Genomic DNA, 7,008 nt, shown 5'->3' on the forward strand with positions numbered 1-7,008 from the left:
TGTTGCGCGGGGCTAGGGCTCGGCTTCTGGCTTCGGGCCTCAGGTCTCTAAGGGCGGCGCAACGTAGCGGTGGGGTTACGCGGGTGCTGCGGGGTTTTTCGAGGTGCGGAAGGTGCGCACTTCGGCGGCAATTCGGCGGGCGGCGAAGTCGATCTCGGCTTCGGTGGTGAAGCGGCCGAGGCCGATGCGCAGCGACGCAGCGATGCGCTCGGGAGCGAGGCCGAGCGCGGCGAGCACGTGGCTCGGCTCGGGCTTCGCGCTGCTGCAGGCAGAGCCGGTGGAGAGCGCGACGTCGTGAAGGCGCGCGATCACGGCGTCTGCGCGCACGCCCTCGAACGCCACGTTCAGGTTGCCCGCGAGGCGCGGCGACTCGGCGCCGTTCACGAGCACGCCCCCGGCGAGCTCTCGCAGCTGCGCGACCAGGCGCTCGCGCAAGCGCCCGAGCCGCGCGGACTCGGCGGCCTGCTCGGCGACCGCAATCGTCAGGGCGCGCGCGAAGCCGACGATCAGCGGCGTCGCGAGCGTGCCGCTGCGCATCCCGCGCTCCTGCCCGCCGCCGTAGAGAATTGGCGCGAGCGCGATCCGCTCGCCGCTGCGGCGCCGGCGCCGCACGTAGAGCGCGCCGATGCCCTTCGGACCGTACAGCTTGTGCGACGAGACCGAGAGCAAGTCGACGCCGAGCGCCTCCACGTTCAGCGCGATCTTCCCCACCGCCTGCGCCGCGTCGCTGTGAAACAGCACGCCGCGCTCGCCGCACACCCCCGCGATCTCGGTGAGCGGTGCGAGCGCACCGATCTCTCCGTTCGCGGCCATCACCGACACGAGCGCCGTCTCCCGCGTGATCGCGCGCGCAACGTCGCCCGGCGAAACGCGACCGCCCGCATCGACCGGCAGCACCGTGAGCTGCGCACCCTGCTTCGCGAGCGCACGCGCCGTGTCGAGCACGGCGGGATGCTCCGTCGCCGCAGTCACGACGTGCGAGCCGATCGCGCCACGCGCGCGCACGACGCCCTGCAACGCGAGGTTGTCGCTCTCCGTCGCGCCGCTCGTGAACACGATCTCGCGCGGATCCTCCGCCCCGAGCGCGCGCGCAATCTCCTCGCGCGCATTCTCGACCGCCGCCTCCGCCCGCCACCCAAACGCATGCGACGCACTCGCCGGATTCCCGAACTCCGCGCTCCAATACCCCCGCATCGCCTCGACCACGCGCGGATCACAAGGCGTGGTCGCGTGATGATCGAGATAAATGGGCACGCGAGAAGCCACAGCCCCGTCCGTCACCGCGCTCTCCGAATTCCTGAGCGCACGTCACGCCCAGCAAACGAGTCAGAACGACCTCGAAGTCGAACGCTCCACCCAAGCACGTCGGCCGAGACCGCAAGCGAAGCGCGCAGCAGCGGCCGAGTCTTCGAGGCCGATGCGAAGTCAACAAGGAAAGACCGAACGCGAAGGCCCGTCGACGCCTCGCGGACCCGCACACCCACTACGCCGAAAACGACTGCCCACACCCGCACGAATTCTTCGCGTTCGGATTATTGATCTTGAAGCCCGACTCCATCAGCGAGTCGAGGTAGTCCAGCGTCGTTCCCACCAGGTAGAGCGCGCTCTTCTCGTCCACGACCACGCGCACGCCCGCGCTCTCGATCTGCGTGTCGTTCTCCTTCAGGTTGGGATCGAACGACAGCTGGTACTGCAGCCCCGAGCAGCCGCCGCCCACCACCTTCATGCGCAGCGCGTGCGTGGCCGCTTTGCCCTCGGCGTCGAGCAAGCGCTTGATCTGCGACGCGGCGGACTCGGTGACGTTGATCAGCGACATCGGTGCTCCTTGGCGCGAAGTGGCGAAATCTAACAGCGCCGCGAAATCGGAACGAGATCGGTCTTGATTCGTGGGCCCGCGACGACACTCCCGGGGACGGCCCCTCAGCCCCCGTGCGCGGCACCGCCGCTCGGCCCGAGCCGCACGAACACTTCGCGATTCCCCGCTGGCCCGGCGAGGCGGCTCTCGGCTTCTCCGAGCGGCTCGTAGCCAAGCGCCGCCGCGGCTTCGCGCACGCGGGCGACCGCAGCGGCGCGGTCGGCGTCGTCGCGCACGACGCCGCCCTTCCCGACGCGCTCGCGGCCCACCTCGAACTGCGGCTTCACCATCACCAGCAACTCGGCACGCGGCGCCACCGCCGCGATGCGCGGCAGCACGAGCGTGGCCGAGATGAAGCTCACGTCGACCACGACGAGCGCGACCGGCGGCTCGGGCGGCACCTGCTCCGCGCTCATCTCGCGCGCATTCACGCGCTCGACGACCGTCACGCGCGGATCGCCGCGCAGCTTCAGGTCGAGCTGCCCGTAGCCGACGTCGAGCGCGATCACGTGCGCCGCGCCGTGCTGCAGCAGGCAATCGGTGAAGCCGCCCGTCGAGGCCCCCACGTCGAGGCAGCGCTTGCCCGCGACCTCGACGCCGAGATCCGCCAGCGCGCCCGCGAGCTTCTCGCCGCCGCGCGAGACGTAGCGGCGCTCCTCGCCGCGCACGCGCAGCGCCGCGTCCTCCGCGATGCGCGTGCCGGGCTTGTCGACCGGCGCGTCGTTCACGAGCACGCGGCCGGCGAGGATCAGCGCCTGGGCCTTCGTGCGCGTCTCCGCGAGGCCGCGGGTGAGCACGAGCTCGTCGAGGCGGAGCTTGGTAGGCATGGTCGAGGCCTAGCACGCGGGCCTACGCCGCGATGCGCTCCCAAGATTGTGTGCCACCCCAAGGATCTCTCGGCCACATGAGAGGGAGGGACCCAGCATGAACCGCGCAGCTTTGCTCCTCGCGCCCGTCGTGGTCACCATCGCTGTCGCCTCACAGGCGGCGCCCCTCATCGAGAGCGCGGTCGGCGCGTCCTCGACTCTCTACGACACGGCAGGCTTCGTCTTGGCCGAGAACTCGGACTCCGCTCAAACCCTCGCCGCGGGGGTCGTCGTGTCGGAGGCAGTGTTCGACGCCTACCCCGGAGGCGCTTGCCCTAGCCCCGGTGGGTGTTTCGCGGCTTCCGCCTCGGCCGTCACGGATTTTGGGTCGAACCGCGTCCGGAGCTATGCCTCCGAGTACGACGAGCACCCGAACGGAAACACGCGAATCGAGGACAGCGCTTCAGCCCGGAGCCTTTGGGCGGACGACTGGTCGTTTCAGTTCAGCGGGCCAGGTTCGGCGGTCACCCTCGACATCGCGTTAGACGGCTTCTGGGGAAACTGGGGGCGCGTCAGCTATGAGATCAGCATCGTCGACGCGAGCTCGGGAACCCAGGTCGCCTACGCAATCGCCGACTCCACGTGCGCATGCGCGCCCCTTCCGCCCCCGTTTCCCGCGCTGGGTCAGATCCCGCTTTCAGATGGCGGCAACGCCGACGGTCGCTTCGACGCGACGTTCCAGCTCACCTTCGTTCCGCTGGCCGGAGCCACTTACCGGGTGCTCGCGATCTTGACCGCGACCAGTGAACCCGCGATCGCCGGAGTCGACGGCGCCACGGTCGACGTGTTCAACACGGCTCGCGTGACGGCGGTGCGGCTCGCGAATGGGATGACGCTCAGCTCCGCTGCCGGCGCTGAGGCGAACTACAACGTGATGGTCCCGGAGCCGAGCAGCGGGCTTTGTCTGCTCGTCGCGGGGGTCATGGGGATACGCGTTCGCGGTCGCGGTCGCGGCTAGCCGCGCGTCCCCAACAGCTCCCGCAGCGTCTTCGCCATCCCCGCCACATCGAGCCCCGCTGCCGCGCGCTGCTTCGCGGGGCTGCCGTGCTCGTGCAGCTGGTCGCCCAGCGCGAGCGCGTGCACCGGCGTCGCGACGCCCTCGCGCGCGAGCAGCTCGAGCACGGCGCTGCCGAAGCCGCCCATGCCGGTGTGCTCCTCGACCGTGATCAGCGCGCGCACTTTGCGCGCGAGCGCGAGGATGCGCGCCTCGTCGAGCGGCTTCGCGAAGCGCGCGTTCAGCACGGCGCACGAGACGCCCTCGGCGGCGAGCTCCGCAGCGGCGTCGAAGGCGACGTGCGCGAGCGTGCCGTAGGCGAGGATCGCGGCGTCGCTGCCGTCCCGTAACAATTCGGCCTCGCCGACGCGGACGGCCTTGATCTCGGGATCCATCGGCACGCCGAAGCCTTCGCCGCGCGGGTAGCGAATCGCCGCGGGGCCGGGGTACTCGACCGCGGTGCGCAGCATGTGCTGCAGCTCGTTCTCGTCCTTCGGCGCGAGGCAGATGATGTTCGGGAGCGTGCGCAGGTACGCGATGTCGAACATGCCCTGATGCGTCGCGCCGTCCGCGCCGACGAGGCCCGCGCGGTCCATCGCGAAGGTCACGTCGAGGTTCTGCAGGCACACGTCGTGAACGACCTGGTCGTACGCGCGCTGCAGGAACGTGCTGTAGATCGCCGCGACCGGCTTCATGCCCTCGCTCGCGAGGCCCGCCGCGAACGTGACGGCGTGCTGCTCGGCGATGCCGACGTCGTAGAAGCGGCTCGGGAACTCGCGCTGGAACAGATCGAGGCTCGTGCCGTCCGCCATCGCGGCCGTGATGCCGACGATGCGCGCATCCTCGCGCGCGAGGCGGATCAGCGTGTCGGCGAACACGCGCTGGTATTTCGGCGGTCCGGGCTTCGAGGGGAGGAACTTGCCCGACTCGACGTCGAACGGATTCACGCCGTGGTACTTGAACGGATCGTTCTGTGCGGGCTCGTAGCCGTAGCCCTTGGCGGTGAGCGCGTGCACGAGGATCGGCCCGTCGCCCGCCTGCAGCATCGCCTTCACGTTCTCGAACGTTTCGAGCACGACGTCGATGCGGTGCCCCTGGATCGGCCCGACGTACTTGAAGCTGAGCGCCTCGAACAACAGCCCGGGCGAGAAGAAGACCTTCAGCGACTCTTCGGCCTTCTGCGCCCAGTGCAGCATGTCGCCGGGCATCGAGCTGAGAAAGTCCTTCGCCCAGTGCTTCACGCGCCGCACCATCGGCGCCGAGAGCTTGCGCGAGAGGTACGACGACATCGCGCCGACGTTGGGTGAGATCGACATCTCGTTGTCGTTGAGCACGACCACGAGGTTTTTCTGCTTGAGGTCGCCCGCGTGGTTGAGCGCTTCGAACGCCATGCCCGCCGTCATGCCGCCGTCGCCGATGACGGCGATCGCGACGTTGTTACGGCCCTGGTGCTGCATCGCGCGCGCCATGCCGAGCGCCGCCGAGATCGACGTGCCCGCGTGGCCCGCGCCGAACGCGTCGTACGGCGACTCGCCGCGGCGCAGGAACTTTCCGATGCCGCCCTCTTGCCCGATCTTGGGGAAGCCTGCGCGCCGCCCCGTCAGCATCTTGTGCGCGTAGGCCTGGTGGCCGACGTCGAACACGAGCTTGTCGCGCGGCGTGTCGAACACGTAGTGCAGCGCGGTGATCAGCTCGACCGCGCCGAGGCTCGACGCGAGGTGCCCGCCGGTCGCGGCGACGTTGCGCACGATCTCTTCGCGCAGCGCCTCGGTCACCGCGGCGAGCTGCTCGCGCGGGAGGCGGCGGAGGTCCTCGGGCGAGGCGATCTGCTCGAGCACGTTCGTGGTCACTACTTCGCCGCTCACTTCTCTCTCCGCACGGCCATCTCCGCGAGCATGCGCAGCGCCGCGCCTTTCTCGCCCAGCCGCTCGATGCGCTTCAGCGCGCTCGCGAGCAGCGCGTCCGCGCGCGCACGCGCCCCGCCGGCTCCAAGCAGGGACACCACGGAACACGCCTCGTTCTGGTGCGCGTCGAGGACGTCGTCTGCGATTTGGAACGCCACGCCGACTTCTTCGCCGAAAGCCGCGAGGTTCGCCAGCAGTGCTGCGTCCGCGTTGCCGAGCCTCGCGCCGCACGCGACGGACGCCGCGATCAGCGCGGCCGACTTGCGCCGATGCACCGATTCGACGCGCGCGAGCGTCGCCGGGCCGCCCACGGCGAACGCGAGATCGTCGACCTGCCCGCCGACGAGCTGTCGCGAGCCCGCAGCGGTCGCGAGCGTGCGCGTGCACCACGCCACCGCCGCGGCGCCGCAGCTGCCCTCCGCGTCGGCGAGCACCTCGAAGGCGAGCGCGAGCAGCGCGTCGCCCGCGAGCAGCGCGTTCGCCTCGCCGAACGCGACGTGCACGGTGGGCCTGCCGCGGCGCTCCACGTCGTCGTCCATGCACGGCAGGTCGTCGTGAATCAGTGAGTAGGTGTGAACGAGCTCGACCGCGGCGGCTGCCGGCAGCGCGGCATCGGCGGTCGCACCCACCGCCTCGCAGCCTGCCAACACGAACGCGGGGCGCAGTCGCTTCCCGCCCGGGAACACGAGGTGGCGCATCGCCGCGTGCAGCACCGCGGGCGGCTCGCTCGCCGGCGGAAGGCGGCCCTCGAGATATCGATCCACGAGCGCGCTGCGCTCGCTGAGCCAGTCCGCACCCATTAGGACGCGTCGTCCTCGTCGGTTTCGAGCGGCTCGTCGAACGGTTCCGTCACGAGCCCCGCGCCTTGCTCGACCAACACCTCGATGCGGCGTTCCGCTGCGTCGAGCTCACCGGCGCAGCGCCGCGACAGTGCGACGCCTTGCTCGAAGGCCTTCAGCGCGTCTTCGAGCGGGAGATCACCGGACTCGAGCTGCTCCACGAGACCTTCGAGCTGCTCGAGCGCGCCCTCGAAGCTCTCGGTGGGGGCGGCTTCGGGCTTGTTCGAGGCGCTGCGGCGGGCCGGCATTGGCGGACTCTAACCGCTTCACTCGGGGGGAGCGGCAGGCGTTGCTTGGCGAGTGCCGCTGGCGGCGTGGTTCAGCTCTCGCTGCGCGCGCTCTTCACCGTGGCGGTCAGCTCGCCGCGCGCGAGGCGCAGTGCGATCTCGTCGCCTGGCGCAGCTTGCGCGGCGTCGCGCAGGATCTCGCCGCGCGCATCGCGCGCGAGCGCGTAGCCGCGGCCGAGCACCGCGAGCGGCGAGAGCGCGTCGAGGCGCGCAGCGGCGGTGGCGAAACGCGCGCGCGGCTGCGCGGCGATGCGCTGCGCGGC

8 protein-coding genes are annotated in these 7,008 nt (G+C 70.6%); 1 reads left to right on the forward strand and 7 read right to left on the reverse strand.

The features are described from left to right. Positions 1–75: 75 nt before the first annotated feature. The 3 genes from FJ091_20510 to FJ091_20520 form a co-directional block, all read right to left on the reverse strand. A complete protein-coding gene (locus FJ091_20510) occupies positions 76–1,266 on the reverse strand; it encodes a cysteine desulfurase (GenBank protein ID MBM4385738.1) in 1,191 nt (396 codons plus the stop codon). Positions 1,267–1,483: 217 nt separating this feature from the next. Next, positions 1,484–1,810, reverse strand: a complete 327-nt coding sequence (gene erpA, locus FJ091_20515) for an iron-sulfur cluster insertion protein ErpA (protein MBM4385739.1) — start codon at positions 1,808–1,810, stop codon at positions 1,484–1,486. Between the two features lie 110 nt (positions 1,811–1,920). Further along, positions 1,921–2,682 (reverse strand): TlyA family RNA methyltransferase, encoded by a 762-nt coding sequence (locus FJ091_20520; GenBank protein MBM4385740.1) that lies wholly within the window; start codon positions 2,680–2,682, stop codon positions 1,921–1,923. A 97-nt stretch (positions 2,683–2,779) separates the two neighbouring features. Between FJ091_20520 and FJ091_20525 the strand changes: the two genes are divergently transcribed. After that, the gene (locus FJ091_20525; protein MBM4385741.1) at positions 2,780–3,679 is read left to right on the forward strand and encodes a hypothetical protein; all 900 of its coding nucleotides are present in this window, start codon (positions 2,780–2,782) and stop codon (positions 3,677–3,679) included. On the opposite strand, the gene FJ091_20530 is transcribed toward FJ091_20525, so the two are convergent. The 4 genes from FJ091_20530 to FJ091_20545 all read right to left on the reverse strand — a co-directional run. Beyond that, positions 3,676–5,553, reverse strand: coding sequence for a 1-deoxy-D-xylulose-5-phosphate synthase (locus FJ091_20530; protein ID MBM4385742.1), 1,878 nt, complete (start codon positions 5,551–5,553; stop codon positions 3,676–3,678). The two genes, FJ091_20525 and FJ091_20530, sit on opposite strands and share 4 nt — an antisense overlap. A gap of 23 nt (positions 5,554–5,576) precedes the next feature. Continuing rightward, the gene (locus FJ091_20535) at positions 5,577–6,419 is read right to left on the reverse strand and encodes a polyprenyl synthetase family protein (GenBank protein ID MBM4385743.1); all 843 of its coding nucleotides are present in this window, start codon (positions 6,417–6,419) and stop codon (positions 5,577–5,579) included. Further along, positions 6,419–6,706 carry an exodeoxyribonuclease VII small subunit gene (locus tag FJ091_20540; GenBank protein MBM4385744.1) on the reverse strand — a complete coding sequence of 96 codons (288 nt, stop codon included), beginning with the start codon at positions 6,704–6,706 and terminating at the stop codon, positions 6,419–6,421. Before FJ091_20540 ends, FJ091_20535 begins: the two co-directional genes overlap by 1 nt. A gap of 71 nt (positions 6,707–6,777) precedes the next feature. After that, the coding region (locus FJ091_20545) for an exodeoxyribonuclease VII large subunit (GenBank protein MBM4385745.1) at positions 6,778–7,008 on the reverse strand (231 nt) is incomplete at its 5' end.

It is taken from the genome of Deltaproteobacteria bacterium, from assembly GCA_016875395.1.
Lineage (GTDB): Bacteria > Myxococcota_A > UBA9160 > UBA9160 > UBA6930 > VGRF01.

What these genes read in the sequence shown, in the direction of transcription:
- FJ091_20520 (MBM4385740.1), bottom strand. Translation starts at nt 2,682, where the DNA reads ATGCCTACCAAGCTCCGCCTCGACGAGCTCGTGCTCACCCGCGGCCTC.
- FJ091_20525 (MBM4385741.1), top strand. Translation starts at nt 2,780, where the DNA reads ATGAACCGCGCAGCTTTGCTCCTCGCGCCCGTCGTGGTCACCATCGCT.
- FJ091_20535 (MBM4385743.1), bottom strand. Translation starts at nt 6,419, where the DNA reads ATGGGTGCGGACTGGCTCAGCGAGCGCAGCGCGCTCGTGGATCGATAT.
- FJ091_20540 (MBM4385744.1), bottom strand. Translation starts at nt 6,706, where the DNA reads ATGCCGGCCCGCCGCAGCGCCTCGAACAAGCCCGAAGCCGCCCCCACC.